Source organism: Streptomyces sp. NPDC001348, from assembly GCF_053597535.1.
In genome coordinates this window covers 1-18,209 of record NZ_JBSFIK010000003.1, presented here as the reverse complement: position 1 = coordinate 18,209, position 18,209 = coordinate 1, and the positions used below count along the sequence as shown (strand labels likewise).

The 18,209-nt window shown below is 71.4% G+C and carries 21 protein-coding genes; 15 read left to right on the top strand and 6 right to left on the bottom strand.

Annotated elements, in window-relative coordinates:
- Nucleotides 1-31 precede the first annotated feature (31 nt).
- Nucleotides 32-1,138 (top strand): amidohydrolase family protein, encoded by a 1,107-nt coding sequence (locus tag ACWC21_RS03630; protein WP_450877746.1) that lies wholly within the window; start codon nt 32-34, stop codon nt 1,136-1,138.
- An 18-nt stretch (nt 1,139-1,156) separates the two neighbouring features.
- Nucleotides 1,157-1,921, top strand: a complete 765-nt coding sequence (locus ACWC21_RS03625) for a nucleotidyltransferase domain-containing protein (RefSeq protein WP_450877744.1) — start codon at nt 1,157-1,159, stop codon at nt 1,919-1,921.
- Between the two features lie 22 nt (nt 1,922-1,943).
- Here ACWC21_RS03625 and ACWC21_RS03620 read toward each other — a convergent pair whose 3' ends face one another.
- From ACWC21_RS03620 to ACWC21_RS03605, 4 genes are all read right to left on the bottom strand, one after another.
- Nucleotides 1,944-2,957: a COX15/CtaA family protein gene (locus ACWC21_RS03620; protein ID WP_450877742.1), complete on the bottom strand. Its 1,014-nt coding sequence runs from the start codon at nt 2,955-2,957 to the stop codon at nt 1,944-1,946.
- Nucleotides 2,958-2,991: 34 nt separating this feature from the next.
- Entirely contained in the window at nt 2,992-3,708 is a 717-nt protein-coding gene (locus tag ACWC21_RS03615) for an ABC transporter permease (RefSeq protein WP_450878260.1), read from the bottom strand.
- A 166-nt stretch (nt 3,709-3,874) separates the two neighbouring features.
- On the bottom strand, nt 3,875-4,798 hold the full coding sequence (locus tag ACWC21_RS03610; protein ID WP_450877740.1) for an ABC transporter ATP-binding protein: 924 nt from the start codon (nt 4,796-4,798) through the stop codon (nt 3,875-3,877).
- Between the two features lie 31 nt (nt 4,799-4,829).
- A complete protein-coding gene (locus ACWC21_RS03605) occupies nt 4,830-5,645 on the bottom strand; it encodes an aminoglycoside N(3)-acetyltransferase (protein WP_450877738.1) in 816 nt (271 codons plus the stop codon).
- 160 nt (nt 5,646-5,805) lie between these two features.
- Between ACWC21_RS03605 and ACWC21_RS03600 the strand changes: the two genes are divergently transcribed.
- From ACWC21_RS03600 to ACWC21_RS03565, 8 genes are read left to right on the top strand one after another with little or no spacing between them, the layout of a single operon-like run.
- The gene (locus ACWC21_RS03600; RefSeq protein ID WP_450877736.1) at nt 5,806-6,540 is read left to right on the top strand and encodes a helix-turn-helix transcriptional regulator; all 735 of its coding nucleotides are present in this window, start codon (nt 5,806-5,808) and stop codon (nt 6,538-6,540) included.
- Entirely contained in the window at nt 6,537-7,958 is a 1,422-nt protein-coding gene (gene sufB / locus ACWC21_RS03595; RefSeq protein ID WP_388789053.1) for a Fe-S cluster assembly protein SufB, read from the top strand. Before ACWC21_RS03600 ends, sufB begins: the two co-directional genes overlap by 4 nt.
- Nucleotides 7,959-8,017: 59 nt before the next feature.
- Nucleotides 8,018-9,202, top strand: coding sequence for a Fe-S cluster assembly protein SufD (sufD, locus tag ACWC21_RS03590; RefSeq protein WP_450877734.1), 1,185 nt, complete (start codon nt 8,018-8,020; stop codon nt 9,200-9,202).
- Nucleotides 9,199-9,534, top strand: a complete 336-nt coding sequence (locus ACWC21_RS03585; protein WP_450877732.1) for a non-heme iron oxygenase ferredoxin subunit — start codon at nt 9,199-9,201, stop codon at nt 9,532-9,534. Before sufD ends, ACWC21_RS03585 begins: the two co-directional genes overlap by 4 nt.
- Before the next feature lie 7 nt (nt 9,535-9,541).
- Nucleotides 9,542-10,306 carry a Fe-S cluster assembly ATPase SufC gene (gene sufC, locus ACWC21_RS03580; protein ID WP_450877730.1) on the top strand — a complete coding sequence of 255 codons (765 nt, stop codon included), beginning with the start codon at nt 9,542-9,544 and terminating at the stop codon, nt 10,304-10,306.
- The gene (locus tag ACWC21_RS03575) at nt 10,303-11,559 is read left to right on the top strand and encodes a cysteine desulfurase (RefSeq protein ID WP_450877728.1); all 1,257 of its coding nucleotides are present in this window, start codon (nt 10,303-10,305) and stop codon (nt 11,557-11,559) included. The genes sufC and ACWC21_RS03575 overlap by 4 nt, the downstream gene beginning before the upstream one ends.
- Before the next feature lie 16 nt (nt 11,560-11,575).
- Entirely contained in the window at nt 11,576-12,046 is a 471-nt protein-coding gene (gene sufU / locus ACWC21_RS03570; RefSeq protein ID WP_450877726.1) for a Fe-S cluster assembly sulfur transfer protein SufU, read from the top strand.
- On the top strand, nt 12,043-12,375 hold the full coding sequence (locus ACWC21_RS03565; RefSeq protein WP_116151812.1) for a metal-sulfur cluster assembly factor: 333 nt from the start codon (nt 12,043-12,045) through the stop codon (nt 12,373-12,375). The genes sufU and ACWC21_RS03565 overlap by 4 nt, the downstream gene beginning before the upstream one ends.
- Before the next feature lie 64 nt (nt 12,376-12,439).
- Here the strand turns inward: ACWC21_RS03565 and ACWC21_RS03560 are convergent, their stop codons facing one another.
- Nucleotides 12,440-13,309 carry an AbfB domain-containing protein gene (locus ACWC21_RS03560; RefSeq protein WP_450877723.1) on the bottom strand — a complete coding sequence of 290 codons (870 nt, stop codon included), beginning with the start codon at nt 13,307-13,309 and terminating at the stop codon, nt 12,440-12,442.
- Between the two features lie 552 nt (nt 13,310-13,861).
- On the opposite strand from ACWC21_RS03560, the gene dapD reads away from it, so the two are divergent.
- Complete coding sequence (dapD, locus tag ACWC21_RS03555) at nt 13,862-14,848, top strand: 2,3,4,5-tetrahydropyridine-2,6-dicarboxylate N-succinyltransferase (protein WP_450877721.1); 987 nt, start codon at nt 13,862-13,864, stop codon at nt 14,846-14,848.
- A 319-nt stretch (nt 14,849-15,167) separates the two neighbouring features.
- On the opposite strand, the gene dapA is transcribed toward dapD, so the two are convergent.
- Complete coding sequence (gene dapA, locus ACWC21_RS03550) at nt 15,168-16,085, bottom strand: 4-hydroxy-tetrahydrodipicolinate synthase (RefSeq protein WP_450877719.1); 918 nt, start codon at nt 16,083-16,085, stop codon at nt 15,168-15,170.
- A gap of 170 nt (nt 16,086-16,255) precedes the next feature.
- On the opposite strand from dapA, the gene ACWC21_RS03545 reads away from it, so the two are divergent.
- The 4 genes from ACWC21_RS03545 to ACWC21_RS03530 all read left to right on the top strand — a co-directional run bounded on the left by ACWC21_RS03545 (nt 16,256) and on the right by ACWC21_RS03530 (nt 18,100).
- The gene (locus ACWC21_RS03545; protein WP_450877718.1) at nt 16,256-16,414 is read left to right on the top strand and encodes a hypothetical protein; all 159 of its coding nucleotides are present in this window, start codon (nt 16,256-16,258) and stop codon (nt 16,412-16,414) included.
- Nucleotides 16,411-17,124 (top strand): hypothetical protein, encoded by a 714-nt coding sequence (locus tag ACWC21_RS03540; RefSeq protein WP_450877716.1) that lies wholly within the window; start codon nt 16,411-16,413, stop codon nt 17,122-17,124. The genes ACWC21_RS03545 and ACWC21_RS03540 overlap by 4 nt, the downstream gene beginning before the upstream one ends.
- 65 nt (nt 17,125-17,189) lie before the next feature.
- Nucleotides 17,190-17,609: a phage holin family protein gene (locus tag ACWC21_RS03535; RefSeq protein WP_450877714.1), complete on the top strand. Its 420-nt coding sequence runs from the start codon at nt 17,190-17,192 to the stop codon at nt 17,607-17,609.
- On the top strand, nt 17,606-18,100 hold the full coding sequence (locus ACWC21_RS03530; protein WP_450877712.1) for a DUF3618 domain-containing protein: 495 nt from the start codon (nt 17,606-17,608) through the stop codon (nt 18,098-18,100). The genes ACWC21_RS03535 and ACWC21_RS03530 overlap by 4 nt, the downstream gene beginning before the upstream one ends.
- Nucleotides 18,101-18,209: the final 109 nt, after the last annotated feature.

Genomic DNA, 18,209 nt, shown 5'->3' with positions numbered 1-18,209 from the left:
GGAGGACGAGGCCCAGTCACGGAGAACCCGGATGATCGAAACGCCGTCGCTGGTGGACCAGTACTGCCACGGCGTCCTGCGCGCGGAGCTGGGACTCGGCACGTTCGAGGCCCAGCTGGCCCGCACCGAGGGACCGCCCGCGCCCGGAACCACGCTCTTCGACACGCAGACCGGGTTCGCCGTTCGCCGCTGGTGCCCCCCGCTGCTGGGCCTGGAGCCGCACTGTCCGCCCGCCCGCTATCTCGCCCGGCGCCGTGAACTCGGCGTACTGGAGGTCGGCCGCCGTCTGCTGAGCGGCAGCGGCATCACCACCTACCTGGTCGACACCGGCCTGCCGGGCGACCTGACCGGTCCCGCCGAGATGGCGTCGGCGGGAGACGCCGACGCCCGCGAGATCGTCCGTCTGGAACTCCTGGCCGAGCAGGTCGCGGACACCTCCGGCACCGTCGAGTCGTTCCTCGCCAACCTCGCCGAGTCGGTGCACGGCGCCGCCGCGCACGCCGTGGCCTTCACCTCGGTGGCGGGCGTACGGCACGGGCTGTCGCTGGCGCCCGAGCCGCCGGGGCCGGGGGAGGTGCGCGGCGCGGCGGGCCGCTGGCTGGCCGGGCGACGGGTCGGTGGCGAGCTGAGCGACCCGGTCCTGCTGCGGCACCTGCTGTGGATCGCGGTCGCCTCGGGCCTGCCGCTCCAGCTGCACGCCGGGCTCGGTGAACCGGGCGTGCGGGCCGACCGCACCGACCCGGCCCTGCTGACCGACTTCGCTCGGGCCACGGCGGGCCTCGGCACCGACCTCGTCCTGCTGCACGGCTACCCGTACCACCGCCACGCCGCCCACCTCGCGGGCGTCTTCCCGCATGTCTACGCCGACTCCGGCGCCGCCCTGGTGCGCACCGGTGCCCGGGCCGCGACGATCCTCGCGGAGGTCCTGGAACTGGCCCCCTTCGGAAAGATCCTGTTCTCCAGCGGCGCCCACGGCCTGCCCGAACTGCACGTCGTGGCGGCCGGCCTGTTCCGCGAGTCCCTCGCCCGGGTGCTGGGCGCCTGGGTGTCCGAGGGCGCCTGGTCACTGGGGGACGCGCAGCGGGTGGCCCGGATGGTGGCGGCGGGGAACGCCCGCCGGGTTTACGGACTGGGGTGAGCTGTGGAGACTGGGCGGATGCCGACCCATGATCCGTATCCGTTACCGACCGGCGCCCTGCTCGACCGGTTCCTCGACGCGCTGGCCGTCCTGCACCCCGTCGCCGTCTGGGCGCACGGCTCGCTCGCCGGGGGCGACTACCAGGAGGGCCGCAGCGACCTGGACCTGATCGCGGTGCTGCCGGGGCCCGTCGGGCTCGGCACCGTACGCCGGACCGTCACGCTGCACCGCCGTCTGCGTGCCGATCCGCTGGCGGCCGGGCTGCACTGCAGCTATCTCACGCCGGACACACTGGCCGACCCGGCGCGCTCGCACCTGACCTGGGCGCACGACCATGTGATGCGGCGGCCGGTCACCCCTGTCACCCGGCGTGAGCTGCATGCCTTCGGCCTGGTGCTGCACGGCGCCTCCCCGGCCGGGCTGCTCCCGCCGGTCCCGGACGGCCGGCTCACCGACTTCGTCGTACGCGACCAGCGGGACTACTGGCGGCCCGCGGTGGACAAGGCCCGCCTGTGGCGGCAGGACATCTGGGTGGACCTGGGTCTGCTGACCTTCGCAAGGGCGACCGCCACGCTCCGCGACGGCCGGCTGATCTCGAAGCGGGAGGCCCTGGAACTGCTGCCGGGCCTCGGCGCGCCGGGGGAGGTGGTGGAGGACATCACCCGCCGGCGGTACGAACGGTCGGCACCGGCGCCCACCCAGGAGTGGACGGCCCGGCGGGCGGAACTCACGCGTGGCTACCTGGGCCCGGCGATCGACGGGCTGGTCGCGACGTACGGGTGACTCGGGCGGATATACGGCCGACTCAGGCGGGTGTGCCGACCGTCGTCTCGGCGCCCGTGGGACCGGGCACGTCCGCCACGGCCTCCGGCCGCTCGCGCAGCGCCAGCAGCACCCGCAGCACCCCGATCCACACCAGGCACGAGCCGAACATGTGCAGACCGACCAGGGCCTCGGGCAGGTGCGTGAAGTACTGGACGTACCCGATGACGCCCTGCCCGAGCAGGATCAGGAACAGGTCCCGCGTACGGGCCGACGGCTCCTTGGGCGCGTCGACCGCCTTCAGCACGAACCACAGGGCGAAGGTGAGCGTCACCACGATCCAGGCGAGGACCGCGTGCAGCTTGGCGACGGTCTCCCAGTCGATCGGGATCCGCTTGACCTCGCTGGAGTCCCCCGCGTGCGGGCCCGCCCCGGTCACCACGGTGCCGACCGCGATGAGCAGCACGGACGCGGCGACCAGGAACCAGACCAGCTGCTGGACCGCCTTGCCGACCAGCGGGCGCGGCGCCCCGTCGCCCTCGCGGGTGCGCTGCCACATCACCGTGGCCACCGCCATGAGCGCCAGGGCGAGCAGGAAGTGCGCGGCGACGGTGTACGGGTTGAGGCCGACCAGGACCACGATGCCGCCGAGCACCGCGTTGCCCATGACGAGCCAGAACTGGGCCCACCCGAGCCGGGTCAGGCCGCGCCGCCACGGCTTCTGCGAGCGCGCGGCGATGATCGCCCAGCCGACGGCCGCGCACAGCACGTACGTCAGCATGCGGTTGCTGAACTCGACGACGCCGTGGAAACCCATCGCACGGGTCGTGGTCAGCGAGTCGTCGGTGCAGGTGGGCCAGGTCGGGCAGCCCAGGCCGGAGCCGCTCAGCCGCACGGCGCCGCCGGTGACCACGATGACCACCGACATCACGAGGGCGGCCAGCGCCGCCCGCCGGACCGTTCTGGGGTCCGGCGTCCAGCGTGCGGCGATGAAGGAGAGCGGGTTGCGCAACGCCGCTTGGACGTCGGCAGGGGTCAGCTTTGGCACGCTCACCATCGTAGGCCGCCGCTTGTGCATGTATTCACGAGGGTCACTCCCACCGGAACAGTTTTCCGGCCGCCGCCAGCCCCACGACCGCCCAGACGCCCAGGATCCCCAGGTCGCCCCACGGTACGCCGGCCCCGTGCTGGAGCACGTCCCGCAGCCCGTCGGACAGCGCCGAGACGGGCAGCAGCCCGAGCGCGTCCCGGACGCCGGAGGGGAACTTGTCCAGCGGGACGATCACCCCGCCGCCGACCAGCAGCAGCAGGAAGACCAGGTTGGCGGCGGCCAGCGTGGCCTCCGCCTTCAGCGTGCCCGCCATCAGCAGGCCCAGCCCGGAGAAGGCGGCCGTGCCGAGGACCAGCAGGAGCAGCACGGTGGCGGGGTTGCCGTGCGGGGACCAGCCCAGCGCGAAGGCGATCACCGTGAGCAGGATCACCTGGAGGATCTCCGTGACCAGCACGGACGCCGTCTTCGCGGTCATCAGGCCCCAGCGGGGCAGCGGGGAGGAGGCCAGCCGTTTCAGCACGCCGTAGCGCCGCTCGAAGCCGGTCGCGATGGCCTGCCCGGTGAACGCCGTCGACATCACGGCGAGAGCGAGGATGCCCGGGGCGAGGAAGTCGACGGCCTTGCCCGCGCCGGTGTCGATGATGTCGACGGAGCTGAAGAGGACCAGCAGCAGCGTCGGGATCACGACCGTCAGCAGTAGCTGCTCGCCGTTGCGCAGCAGCATCCTGGTCTCCAGCGCCGCCTGGGCCGCGATCATGCGGGGCAGCGGGGCGGCGCCGGGCTTGGGGGTGTAGGTACCCGCGGTGGTCACGAGCGCAGCTCCTTGCCGGTCAGCTCCAGGTTGTGCCTTCCCGGGGGACGCTGCACCTGATTGCGGCTGCGCCGCGGGCCGGACCCCCGGCCGAAGCCGGTGCTGGGCGGAATCATGAGCGCAGCTCCTTGCCGGTCAGCTCCAGGAAAACGTCTTCGAGGGTGTGCCGCTCCACCGAGATCCGGTCCGGCATCACGCCGTGCTGGGCACACCAGGAGGTGACCGTGGCGAGCAGCTGCGGATCGACCTTGCCGACGACCCGGTAGGCGCCCGGCGTGAGCTCGGCGGCCGTGCAGTCGGCCGGGAGGGCCTTCAGCAGGGAGCCCACGTCGAGGCCGGGACGGCCGGTGAAGCGCAGGGTGTTCTCCGCGCCGCCCTTGCACAGTTCCTCGGGGGAGCCCTGGGCTATGACCCGGCCGGCGTCGATGATCGCGACGTCGTCGGCGAGCTGCTCGGCCTCGTCCATGTGGTGGGTGGTGAGGATGGCGGAGACGCCGTCGGCGCGCAGGTCCCGCACGAGATCCCAGGTGGCCCGGCGGGCCTGCGGGTCGAGTCCGGCGGTGGGCTCGTCCAGGAACACCAGCTCGGGACGCCCGACCACGGCCATGGCCAGCGCCAGCCGCTGCTGCTGGCCGCCGGACAGCCGCCGGTACGCGGTCCGGCCGCAGGAGCCGAGCCCGAGGCGTTCGATCAGGGCGTCCACGTCCAGCGGGTGGGCGTGCAGCCTGGCCACGTGGCGCAGCATCTCGTCGGCCCGGGCGCCGGAGTACACCCCGCCGGACTGCAGCATCACGCCGATCCGGGGCCGCAGCGCGGCCGACTCCCGCACCGGGTCGAGGCCGAGGACCCGCACCGTCCCCGAGTCCGGCCTCCGGTACCCCTCGCAGGTCTCGACCGTGGTCGTCTTGCCCGCCCCGTTGGGTCCGAGTACGGCGGTCACCCCCGGCCGGGCCACCAGGTCGAGTCCGTCCACCGCGGTCTTCGTGCCATACCGCTGCACCAAGGCGTGGACCTGGACCACGGGCTCACTTCGCATGGGTCCAGAGTCTAGGTAGGCGTGCCGAACCTCAGGCGGGCGGGTGCAGGATCTCCTCCTCCCGGGGGCGGTGCACCGCGAGCCACCGCTGGGCGTAGGCCACCGCGTCCGCCAGGGGGAACAGGCGTACGTCGGCCGCGCCCACCCTGCCCCGCAGGACGGGGCGGTCCCGCTCGAAGTCGTGGCCCAGTTCGTCGAACCGCTCCGAGCTGATCGACACCTCGGTCACCGTCTCCCAGCCCCCGCCGGGTGCCGGCCGGCCGACCCGGACGAGTGGTGCGGGGATCCGGTACTCGGCCAGGTGGAAGCCGGTGCACGCGTCGTATCCGGCGCCGAGCAGCAGCACCCGGGCGCCCCGCTCCTCCAGCCGGGCCAGCGGACTGCGCTCGCCGAGGCGGCAGTCGGGGGCGTGGCCGTCGACGATCTCCGCGGCGCGCGCTCCCAGCGCCGCGAAGGAGGTCTGGGGATGGGCGCTGCGCAGGGCGCCCGGCCAGGTCCGTACGGTCTCCGGGATCACGCCGACCCCGAGGGAGGGGGTGATCAGCGGGTCGTACGCGGGCATGGTGGCCCGGATCCGCTCCCACCACGCCTCCGGCACCGGTGGGTTGCTCCACACCGCCGGGTCGGACAGGTCACCCGACTGGGTGGGGACGACGATCGTGCCGTCCGGGCCGACGGTGTCCAGCAGCCCCTGGACCACGGCGACGGCACCTCCGCACACCCAGCCGAGCGAACTGAGCGAGGAGTGCACGAGGAGGGTCGCACCCGGCTCGACGCCCAGCGCCCGCAGCTGTGCGCGGACGGTGTCGCGGGTGACAAGAGGGCCGGTGGGAGGGGGTGTCGGCATGGTTCGGCAGTCTCTCCGACCATGACCGCGCACGCCACCGGTTTACCCGGCCCGCGATGTTTCCGCAGGTCGGATTAGGTATGCCTAAGTGACACAGGGCACCGCCCGCCCGGCCGGACGTGGCTTGCCTGCCTCCGTCGAATTACGCAACAATGGCGTTGTGAAAAACGTCGGCGAGGCTCGGGAGACCCCCACGGGGGCCCCTCAGGAGGAGCTCGCGACCGGGGAGCGGTCCACCCGCAACCGGGTCGCGCGGTCCATCCTGGACCACGGCCCGTCGACCGTCGCCGAGCTGGCCGGGCGGCTGGGACTCACCCATGCGGCCGTACGGCGTCACCTGGACGCGCTGGTCGCCGACGACGTCGTCGAACCACGTGAGCAGCGGGTGTACGGCACGCGTACGCGCGGCCGCCCCGCCAAGGTCTTCGCGCTGACCGACTGCGGCCGCGACGCCTTCGACCAGTCGTACGACAAGCTCGCCACGGACGCGCTGCGCTGGATCGCCGAGCGAGAGGGTGGGCAGGAGGCGGTCACCGCCTTCGCCCGGGCCCGGATCGCCGCCCAGTCGCGCGCCTACCGCAAGGCGATCGAGAGCGCCACCCCCGACAAACGCGCCGAAGCGCTGGCCAAGGCCCTCAGTGCGGACGGGTACGCTGCAACGGCGCGCAGCGCACCGGTCGGCGAGCAGCTCTGCCAGCACCACTGCCCGGTCGCCCATGTCGCGGAGCAGTTCCCCCAGCTGTGCGAGGCGGAGACCGAAGCCTTCGCCGAGCTGCTCGGAACACACGTCCAGCGACTGGCGACCATCGCCCACGGCGACGGCGTCTGCACGACGTTCATCCCCAAGATTTCCACTGACGCATCCGCAAGCACGGCCGGGAGGAACCCCGCATGACTCTCCCCACGGAGACTGCTCACCCCGAACTCGAGGGCCTGGGCAAGTACGAATACGGCTGGGCCGACTCCGACGTGGCCGGTGCGTCCGCGCGCCGCGGCCTGAACGAGGACGTCGTCCGCGACATCTCGGGCAAGAAGTCCGAGCCGGAGTGGATGACCAAGCTGCGCCTCAAGGGCCTGAAGCTCTTCGGGAAGAAGCCCATGCCGAACTGGGGCTCGGACCTGTCGGGCATCGACTTCGACAACATCAAGTACTTCGTGCGCTCCACGGAGAAGCAGGCGGAGTCCTGGGAGGACCTGCCCGAGGACATCAAGAACACCTACGACAAGCTGGGCATCCCGGAGGCGGAGAAGCAGCGCCTCGTCGCCGGTGTCGCCGCCCAGTACGAGTCGGAGGTCGTCTACCACCAGATCCGCGAGGACCTGGAGGAGCAGGGCGTCATCTTCCTCGACACCGACACCGCGCTGAAGGAGCACCCGGAGCTCTTCAAGGAGTACTTCGGCACGGTCATCCCCGCCGGCGACAACAAGTTCGCCGCGCTGAACACCGCCGTGTGGTCGGGCGGCTCCTTCATCTACGTGCCGAAGGGCGTGCACGTGGAGATCCCGCTCCAGGCCTACTTCCGTATCAACACGGAGAACATGGGCCAGTTCGAGCGGACCCTGATCATCGTCGACGAGGGTGCCTACGTGCACTACGTCGAGGGCTGCACCGCCCCGATCTACAAGTCGGACTCGCTGCACAGCGCGGTCGTCGAGATCATCGTCAAGAAGAACGCCCGCTGCCGTTACACGACCATCCAGAACTGGTCGAACAACGTCTACAACCTGGTCACCAAGCGCGCCGTGGCCTACGAGGGCGCGACCATGGAGTGGATCGACGGCAACATCGGCTCCAAGGTGACGATGAAGTACCCGGCCGTCTACCTCATGGGCGAGCACGCCAAGGGCGAGACCCTGTCCATCGCCTTCGCGGGCGAGGGCCAGCACCAGGACGCGGGCGCCAAGATGGTCCACATGGCCCCCAACACCTCCTCCAACATCGTCTCCAAGTCGGTGGCGCGTGGTGGTGGCCGCACCTCCTACCGCGGTCTGATCGAGATCGGTGAGGGGGCCCCGGGCTCCAAGTCGAACGTGCTGTGCGACGCGCTGCTCGTCGACACGATCTCGCGGTCCGACACCTACCCTTACGTCGACGTCCGCGAGGACGACGTGTCCATGGGCCACGAGGCGACCGTCTCCAAGGTCTCCGAGGACCAGCTCTTCTACCTGATGAGCCGCGGCCTCTCCGAGGACGAGGCGATGGCGATGATCGTGCGCGGTTTCGTCGAGCCGATCGCCAAGGAGCTGCCCATGGAGTACGCCCTCGAGCTCAACCGGCTGATCGAGCTGCAGATGGAAGGCGCGGTCGGCTGACCCCGGCCCCGACAGCAGCCAGCACATTTCTGACGTAGGAAGAGAGCAGACCGACAGCCATGGCTGAGGCCCAGAATATTCCCGTGGGGTCCACCACCGCGGGCCAGATCGCGGTGGCCGCCGAGTCGACCGTCGCCACGCGCATGAGCGCGCCCCCCTCCTTCGACGTGGCGGACTTCCCGGTCCCCCACGGCCGCGAGGAGGAATGGCGGTTCACGCCGCTGGAGCGGCTGCGCGGGCTGCACGACGGCACGGCGGTCGCGACCGGCGACGGCGTGAAGGTGGACGTCCAGGCCCCCGAGGGCGTGACCGTCGAGACCGTGGGCCGCGACGACGCGCGTGTGGGCAGGGCGGGCACCCCCGTGGACCGTGTCGCCGCCCAGGCGTACTCGGCGTTCGAGAAGGCCGGCGTGGTCACCGTCCCCAAGGAGACGGTGCTCACCGAGCCGATCCGCATCGCCGTGCACGGTCAGGGCGGGACCGCCTACGGCCACCAGGTCGTCGAGCTGGGAGCCTTCGCCGAGGCCGTCGTCGTCATCGACCACACCGGTGACGCCGTACTCGCCGCCAACGTCGACTACGTCCTGGGCGACGGCGCCAAGCTGACCGTCGTCTCCGTCCAGGACTGGGACGACAAGGCCGTCCACGTGGCCCAGCACAACGCCCTCGTCGGCCGGGACGCCTCCTTCAAGTCGGTGGTCGTGACCTTCGGCGGCGACGTGGTCCGTCTGCACCCGCGCGTGGAGTACGCGGGCACCGGCGGCGAGGCCGAGCTGTACGGCCTGTACTTCACCGACGCCGGCCAGCACCAGGAGCACCGCCTCCTCGTCGACCACAACACCCCGCACTGCAAGTCGAACGTCGCCTACAAGGGCGCGCTCCAGGGCGCCGACGCGCACGCGGTGTGGATCGGCGACGTGCTCATCGAGGCCAAGGCCGAGGGCACGGACACGTACGAGATGAACCGCAACCTCGTCCTCACCGACGGCGCCCGGGTCGACTCCGTGCCGAACCTGGAGATCGAGACCGGCGAGATCGTCGGCGCCGGCCACGCCAGCGCCACCGGCCGCTTCGACGACGAGCAGCTCTTCTACCTGATGGCCCGGGGCATCCCCGAGCACGAGGCCCGCCGCCTCGTCGTCCGTGGGTTCTTCGCCGAACTGGTCCAGCAGATCGGTGTCGCGGACATCGAGGAGCGACTGCTCGCCAAGATCGAGGAAGAGCTGGAGGCGTCGGTCGCATGAGCGACGCATTCGTACGTGTCTGCGAGCTGAGCGAGCTGGAGGAGAACACCCCGAAGCGGGTGGAGGTCGACGGCACGCCGATCTCGGTCGTGCGGACCGAGGGGGAGGTGTTCGCGATCTACGACATCTGCTCCCACGCGAACGTCTCGCTCGCCGAGGGCGAGGTCGACGACTGCCACATCGAGTGCTGGCTGCACGGCTCGAGTTTCGACCTCCGCTCCGGCAAGCCCGACAGCCTGCCCGCGACGCGCCCCGTCCCCGTTTACCCCGTAAAGATCGAAGGGGGCAGCGTCCTCGTCGACGTCCGCGCCTCCCTCACCCAGGAGTCCTGAGGCACCCATGGCAACGCTTGAAATCCGAGACCTGCACGTCACCGTCGAGGCCGACAACGCCACGAAGGAGATCCTCAAGGGCGTCGACCTCACCGTGAAGCAGGGCGAGACGCACGCCATCATGGGCCCCAACGGCTCGGGCAAGTCGACCCTCGCCTACTCGCTCGCGGGTCACCCGAAGTACACGATCACCAGCGGCACCGTCACCCTCGACGGCGAGGACGTCCTGGAGATGTCCGTCGACGAGCGCGCCCGCGCGGGACTGTTCCTGGCGATGCAGTACCCCGTCGAGGTCCCCGGCGTCTCGGTCTCCAACTTCCTGCGCACCTCCGCCACCGCCATCCGCGGCGAGGCCCCGAAGCTGCGCACCTGGGTGAAGGAGGTCAAGGAGGCCATGGAGCGCCTCAACATGGACCCGTCCTTCGCCGAGCGCAACGTCAACGAGGGCTTCTCCGGCGGTGAGAAGAAGCGCCACGAGATCCTCCAGCTCGAGCTGCTCAAGCCGAAGGTCGCGATCCTCGACGAGACCGACTCCGGCCTCGACGTCGACGCGTTGCGGGTCGTCTCCGAGGGTGTCAACCGCGTCCGCGAGTCCGGCGAGGTCGGCACGCTGCTGATCACGCACTACACGCGCATCCTGCGCTACATCAAGCCCGACCACGTCCACGTGTTCGCCGGCGGTAAGATCGTCGAGTCCGGCGGCGCCGAGCTCGCGGACAAGCTGGAGAACGAGGGCTACGAGGCATACACGAAGGGTGGCGCATCCGAGTGACCCAGCTGCCGGGCCTTCTCGACACGGAGGCGATCCGCAAGGACTTCCCCGTCCTGGACCGGCTGGTCCACGACGACAAGAAGCTCGTGTACCTGGACAACGCGGCGACCTCGCAGAAGCCGCGCCAGGTGCTGGACGCCCTGAGCGAGTACTACGAGCGCTACAACGCCAACGTCCACCGTGGCGTGCACGTCCTCGCCGAGGAGGCCACGGCGCTGTACGAGGGTGCGCGCGACAAGGTCGCCGCGTTCATCAACGCGCCGAGCCGCGACGAGGTGATCTTCACCAAGAACGCCTCCGAGTCGCTCAACCTCGTGGCGAACATGCTCGGCTGGGCCGACGAGCCCTACCGGGTGGACTCGGACACCGAGATCGTCATCACGGAGATGGAGCACCACTCCAACATCGTGCCGTGGCAGCTGCTCGCGCAACGTACGGGCGCTCGCCTGAAGTGGTTCGGCCTCACCGACGACGGCCGCCTGGACCTGTCGAACATCGACGAGATCATCACCGAGAAGACGAAGATCGTCTCCTTCGTGCTGGTGTCGAACATCCTGGGCACCCTGAACCCGGTCGAGGCGATAGTCCGCCGCGCCCAGGAGGTCGGCGCGCTGGTCTGCGTCGACGCCTCACAGGCCGCGCCGCACATGCCGCTGGACGTCCAGGCCCTGCAGGCCGACTTCGTGGCCTTCACCGGCCACAAGATGTGCGGCCCGACCGGCATCGGCGTGCTGTGGGGCCGCCAGGAACTGCTGGAGGACCTGCCTCCGTTCCTCGGCGGCGGCGAGATGATCGAGACGGTGTCGATGCACTCCTCGACGTACGCCCCCGCCCCGCACAAGTTCGAGGCGGGCACCCCGCCGATCGCCCAGGCGGTCGGTCTGGGCGCGGCGATCGACTACCTGTCGTCGATCGGCATGGACAGGATCCTCGCCCACGAGCACGCGCTCACCGAGTACGCGGTGCGCAAGCTGACGGAGGTTCCCGACCTCAGGATCATCGGCCCGACCACGGCCGAGGACCGGGGCGCGGCGATCTCCTTCACGCTGGGCGACATCCACCCGCACGACGTGGGCCAGGTCCTCGACGAGCAGGGCATCGCGGTCCGCGTCGGTCACCACTGCGCGCGGCCCGTCTGCCTCCGTTACGGAATTCCCGCGACCACGCGAGCGTCGTTCTATCTGTACTCCACGCCGGCGGAGATCGACGCACTGGTCGACGGCCTGGAGCACGTTCGGAACTTCTTCGGCTGAAGGGCGTGCTGAAACCGTGAAGCTGGACTCGATGTACCAGGAAGTCATCCTGGACCACTACAAGAACCCGCACGGGCGGGGCTTGCGGGATGGCGACGCCGAGGTTCACCACGTGAACCCGACGTGCGGCGACGAGATCACCCTCCGCGTGAAGTACGACGGCACGACGATCGAGGACGTCAGTTACGAGGGCCAGGGCTGCTCCATCAGCCAGGCCTCGGCCTCCGTGCTGAACGAGCTCCTCGTCGGCAAGGACCTGGCCGATGCGCAGAAGATCCAGGAGACCTTCCTGGAACTGATGCAGTCCAAGGGCAAGATCGAGCCCGACGACGCCATGGAGGACGTCCTGGAGGACGCGGTCGCGTTCGCCGGGGTCTCCAAGTACCCCGCCCGGGTCAAGTGCGCCCTCCTGAGCTGGATGGCGTGGAAGGACGCGACGGCCCAGGCGCTGGGTGGCGCGGCCGACGCCGAAAGGAAGACGGCATGACCGACACCGCTGAGATGAAGCCGGCCTCGGAGGAAGAACTCCGCGAGGCGCTGTACGACGTCGTCGACCCCGAGCTGGGCATCGACGTGGTCAACCTCGGCCTGATCTATGGCATCCACATCGACGACGCGAACATCGCGACGATCGACATGACCCTGACCTCGGCGGCCTGCCCGCTGACGGACGTCATCGAGGACCAGGCCAAGTCCGCCACGGACGGGCTGGTCAGCGAACTGCGCATCAACTGGGTCTGGATGCCGCCGTGGGGCCCCGACAAGATCACGGACGACGGCCGGGAGCAGCTGCGCGCGCTCGGCTTCAACGTCTGAGAACCCCGGTACGCGCGAAGCGGCGGCACCTGGCAGGTGCCGCCGCTTCCGTGTGTTCAGGTGCTCAGGCGAGCCCGTGGACCAGCTGGAACGCCGAGTCCGCCCAGTACTGGCTGCTGTTCTGGTACCCGTCCAGCTTGAGCAGGAAGTTCTGGTGACGCAGGAAGCGGCCGGGGTAGTTCACCGATTCCAGCATCACCGCGCCGGAGTACGCGGACTGCCGGGGGCAGAAGGTGGCGTCCTGCTTGAACAGGGACGAGCCGTCGTTGCGTTCGGAGCGGAGCACGAAGTTGCGGTGCCGCAGATAGGTGCCGTCCGCTGTGGCGAACGAGTAGCAGGAGGCGTTGGCCAGGCCCTTGACCACCTCGAAGGTGGCGTCACGTCGGGCGGAGGCGGAGCCGACCGGGTCGAGCTTCACGTAGTCGCCGTTGACGTGCCAGTAGCGGTCCGGGTAGTTGACCGACCGCACCGACTTCCACGTGGACGACGTCGTCGAACCGTGCGAACCGCCGTCCTTGCCCGACGACCCGGATGAACCCGAGTGCTTCGACGGCTTGGGAGAGGGCTTCTGCTCCGCCTTGCCGCCGCCGTGGGGTGTGGCCGAGACGGAGGCCGACGCCGACGCCGAGGCGGTGGGCGTGTCCGACGACGGAAGGCTCTTCGTTCCGGGCGCGGACTTCGTACTCGCCGAGGGCGAGGCGAAGGACAGCAGACCGGGTCCGTCGTCGCCGGGAGACGGCGACTGCGCCTTGGCCGACGGCTCTTCGGTGGCGTTGCGGTTCACCGCTATCGCCGTCACGCAGGCGACGATCGTGGCGATGGCCAGCCCGCCGGCCAGCCAGAGTCTTCGCGTTCCGGGAGCCCGGGACGTGTCGGGGGCCCAACCGTTCTCCCAGGGTTCGTTCCGAGGGGGCTGGGGGGTGGTTTCTTGCATGCGCTGTTCCTCCAGCGGCGCGCGGGGCGGCGGCCGGGGGTGTGAGGGGGAAGTAAGTGAGGGGTGAAACACTAGTGGAGCCGACGGGTCGTCGGGAGACGTTTGGGCGAGCGGTTTCCATGAAATTGAAACAACCTCATGTTCCGTGTGTGGCTTCACACTTCCTTCCCCGTCCCCTCTCGACACATCTCACCCGGGATGCCGGAACTGCGCGGTGGTCCGCGACGCGGCCGGCCGTCGGGGCCCCCTCGGACGCCCGCCGGCCGTGTCGACGCGTTCCGGCTCGGCCGGGGATCGCGTCGTGGGGACCCACGGCAAGGACGGGGCACCGGGGTGGTGTCCGGCGGCGGTCGGCCGGAGCGCTGGGGTGGCGTGCCGGGACCGGGGAGACGACCTCGGAGCGCTGCTCCGGGGCGCGGCGGACCGCGAGCCGGGGGCAGGGTGTGGAAGTCGGTGCGCCGTGACCGGTCGGGGAGCCGGGGGAGGCGACCCGTGGCCCGGCAGATGAGACGCGGTTCGCCCAATACGCCCCGGTCACGTTAGGTTGCCCGTATGACCGACAAGAACGCACGCACCACCGGTGCCGTCGCAGCCGGCCTCGCCACGATCGCCGCCGACGGCACCGTCCTCGACACCTGGTTCCCCGCGCCGGAGCTCACGGAGGAGCCCGGGCCCTCCGGCACCGAGCGGCTGTCCGCCGAGCAGGCCGCGCAGCTGCTGGGCGGCGGCGCGACCGCGGCGATCGGCCCGGACACCCGCCGGGGCGTCGAGGTGGTCGCGGTCCGCACGGTCATCGCCTCGCTCGACGACAAGCCGATCGACGCGCACGACGTCTACCTCCGCCTGCACCTGCTCTCCCACCGCCTGGTCAAGCCGCACGGGCAGAGCCTGGACGGCATGTTCGCCCACCTGGCCAACGTCGCCTGGACCTCGCTCGGCCCGGTCGCCGTGGACGACGTCGAGAAGGTGCGCCTGAACGCCCGCGCCGAGGGCCTGCACCTGCAGGTGACCTCGATCGACAAGTTCCCCCGCATGACGGACTACGTCGTCCCGAAGGGCGTCCGCATCGCCGACGCCGACCGCGTCCGCCTCGGCGCGCACCTCGCCGAGGGCACCACGGTCATGCACGAGGGCTTCGTCAACTTCAACGCGGGCACCCTCGGCACCTCCATGGTCGAGGGCCGTATCTCCGCGGGCGTCGTGGTCGGCGACGGCTCGGACATCGGCGGCGGCGCCTCCACCATGGGCACCCTCTCCGGCGGCGGCAACGTGATCATCTCCATCGGCGAGCGCTGCCTGATCGGCGCCGAGGCGGGCGTCGGCATCGCCCTCGGCGACGAGTGCGTGGTCGAGGCCGGCCTCTACGTCACCGCGGGCACCCGCGTCACCATGCCCGACGGCCAGATCGTCAAGGCCCGTGAACTCTCCGGCGCCTCCAACATCCTCTTCCGCCGCAACTCGGTCTCCGGCACGGTCGAGGCCCGCCCGAACAACGCGGTCTGGGGCGGCCTGAACGAGGTGCTGCACAGCCACAACTGATCACGGCGGCCGTGACCCGCGGCCGCCCGACCGATCGACGCTCTGATCAGGTGCCGCGCTGCCGGCACCTGTCGGCGCCGGTCACCACGAAGCGCCCTTGCGCGGCCCGAGGACGGCCGGCGAGGGCGCTTTCCCATGGGGGGTGGCCGCCAGAGCCGGGCGCGCCGCGCCGGCCGGCCGGTGAGCTACCGGACCGGCGGGCGAACGTCGTAGTCCTCGCGGAGCGCGAGGACCTCGCCCATGCACGTCTGCGCCCAGCTCCTGAGCCCGCGCGTTCTCCCCCCTCGGGGGCTTCACCCCGCTCCAGTCCAAGGGACGGTCAGGCCGCCGCGAGCTTCTCGTACACCGCGTGCAACCCGTCGGCCGCCTCCCGGCCGGCGGGCCGGAGCGGGGCCCGCACCGGGCCCGCGGGCAGGCCGAGGCCGGCCAGCAGGGCCTTGGCGGTGACCGTGCCGGGCAGACCCGCGCCCGTCATCGCCTCGATGAGCGGGGTCGCCAGCAGCTGGAGCCGGGTCGCGCGGGCCGTGTCGCCCGCGTCGAACGCGTCCAGGATGTCGGCGATCCGGCGCGGGACGACGTTCGCGACCGTGCTGACGCAGCCCGCGGCGCCGACCGCGTACAGCGCGAGGACGTGCTCGTCGCAGCCGGTGTAGTACGCGAGGTCGGTGCGGGCCAGTACCTTCTGCGTGCCGAGGAAGTCGTACGAGCAGTCCTTGACGGCCACGATCCGGGGATGGTCCGCCAGCCGGATCATCGTCTCCGGCTCGATGCGGGTGCCGGTCCGGCCCGGGATGTCGTACAGCATCACCGGAAGGCCGCTCGCGTCGGCGACCTGACGGAAGTGCGCCTCCAGCGCGTCCTGCGGCGGTCTGCTGTAGTACGGCGTCACCACCAGCACCCCGTCCGCGCCCGCCTTCTCGGCCGCCAGGGTCAGCTCCACGGTGTGCAGGGTGTCGAAGGTGCCCACACCCGCCACGATCGACGCCCGGCCGCCGACCGCCTCCCGGACGGCCGCGACGAGCGCCGTCTTCTCGGCGTCGGTCGTGGTGGGGGACTCGCCCGACGTGCCGTTCAGCACCAGGCCGTCGCAGCCCGCCGTCACCAGTCGCTCGGCCAGGTGCTGGGCACCGTCCAGGTCGAGGGTGCCCGCCGGGGTGAAGGGCGTGATCATCGCGCAGAGGGTGCGGCCGAAGGGGCGCGGGGCGATGTGCGGGGAGTGGTCCGGTGTGGTCGTCATGGGAGTAGTCTCGGCAGGACGAATGTGAAGCTCCACTTAATTCTCCTACGAGACATCGATAAGCGTTGCTGCGGTATGGCGATGGGTGCCCACCACGCCCTGTGTCCAACTCGGCCCCTCATGGGTCACTATGGGCAGGAGGACAGTCGACGGCAGTTCATGGAGGCGCCATGAAGCTCGGCAAGGCACTGGCCACCGGAGTCGCTGAGGAGCGGCCGCCCGTCCACGAGGAAGAACTCGACGTCCCCGAGGAGATCCGCGAACCCAAGCCCACCGTGATCCGTGAACCGCAGTCGCCCGCCCCCGAAGAGGCCCCGGCGGCCCGATGAGACTGCGGCTCCCCACGGAACGCCCGGCGGAGCCGCCGACCGGATACAAGATCGCCCATCCGGTGCTGTCCCAGGACGGCACCAGGGCCGGGTTCACCGGCGTGTCGCTCGGCGGCGCGCTCCCGTACGCGGTCCTGGACGACGCGTCCTGCGTCTACGGGCGCCGGCACCGCCCACCCGCGCGGCTGTGCGACTGCGGCTTCCACTGCGTGCACGACCGCGGGGCCGCCGAGGCTCTGCTGTGCAGCACCGAGCACCGGGCGGCGGTCCTGCTGGAGGTCTCCGTCCTCGGCGCCTACATCCGCTTCGAGCGCGGCTTCCGCTACGCCCGGCAGCGGGTGCGCACCGCCACCGTCGGCCCCTGCGCCTGCGGGGCGCCCCCGGTGGCACTCGCCGACACGGGCTGGGGCAGACCCGGATGGCGCGCCCTGACCGCGTGCTGCCCACGGTGCCTGCGCGACCGTACGCCCCTCACGCTCGCCTCCTTCGCGCGGCTCGCCGGGCACGGGCTGCGGGTGGTGGCGCGCGGCACCGGCCCCGCCCCGGACGACTGCCCGGCGGGGCCCGACGGCCTCGGCGTACCCGAACTGGCGGCGGAGGCCGCCCTGTTGCAGGCCCGCCTCGACTGGTTCCAGACCCAGCTGGCCCGGCTCGGCGAGCACGGGGCAGGGGGCGGGGAGGGGGGCCCGCACCGTCCCCCGAAGGGCTGACCGCCCCCTTAACGGTCATCGGCCGGGGTACCCGGATGCTCCGGACCGAGAGGAGGCGGAACACCGTGACCGGGACCACGAACGTGCGGCCGACGGCCGACCACCAAGCTTCGGTGGGCGAACTCGTCGGCCGGGCCACCGAACAGCTCTCCCGCCTCGTGCGGCAGGAAGTGGCCCTCGCCAAGGAGGAGTTGACCGAGAAGGGGCGGCGGGCCGGACGCGGCGGCGGACTGCTGGGCGCGGCGGGCGCCGTCGCCTACGCCGGTTTCCTCGGCCTGGCCGCCGCGGCCGCCGCCGCCCTCTCGCTGGCGCTGCCCGTGTGGGCCGCGGCGCTCATCGTCACGGCGGTGCTCTTCACCGTCGCCGCCGTACTCGCCGCGACGGGCCGCGCCCAGCTGCGGCGCGCCGCACCACCCACACCCGAGGAGACGCTCGGCAGCGTCAAGGCGGACGTCGACGAGATCAGGGAAAGGGCTCACCGATGACGAACAGGAGCGGACCCGGCGGGGGCGGCGCGAAGGGCCCCGACGAGCTGCGGCAGCAGATCAAGCACACCAGAAGCCAGCTCGGCAGCACCGTCGAGGAACTGGCCGCCAGGGTGGACGTCAAGGGCCGTGCCCGGGCCCGCGCCGCCGACCTCAGGGACAAGGCGGGCGCGATGACCGTGCAGCTGCGCAGCACCGCCGCACAGGCCGGACACACCGTGCAGGAACGGGCGGCCAGGGCCGGCCACACCATGCAGGAGCAGGCCCTCAAGGCGGGGCACACCGTGCAGGAGCGCGCGGGGCACGCCGGGCATGTCGCCCAGGACAGGGCGGCCCACGCCGGGCACGCCGTCGAGGACCGCGTGCCGCGCCAGGCGCGCACCTTCGTCCAGTCGGGGACGCGACACCCGGTGCCACTGATCGTCGGCGCGGCGGGCGTCGCGCTCGTCGTGGCAGGCGTCTGGTGGCGCACCCGCCACACCCGGCACTGAACAAGCGAATACGGCCACGGCGGCCGCGGGACCGGAGGGTCCCGCGGCCGCCGCGTCGTCCGGCCGGTGGCCGCCGTGTCGTCCGGCCGGTGGCCGCCGTGTCGTCCGG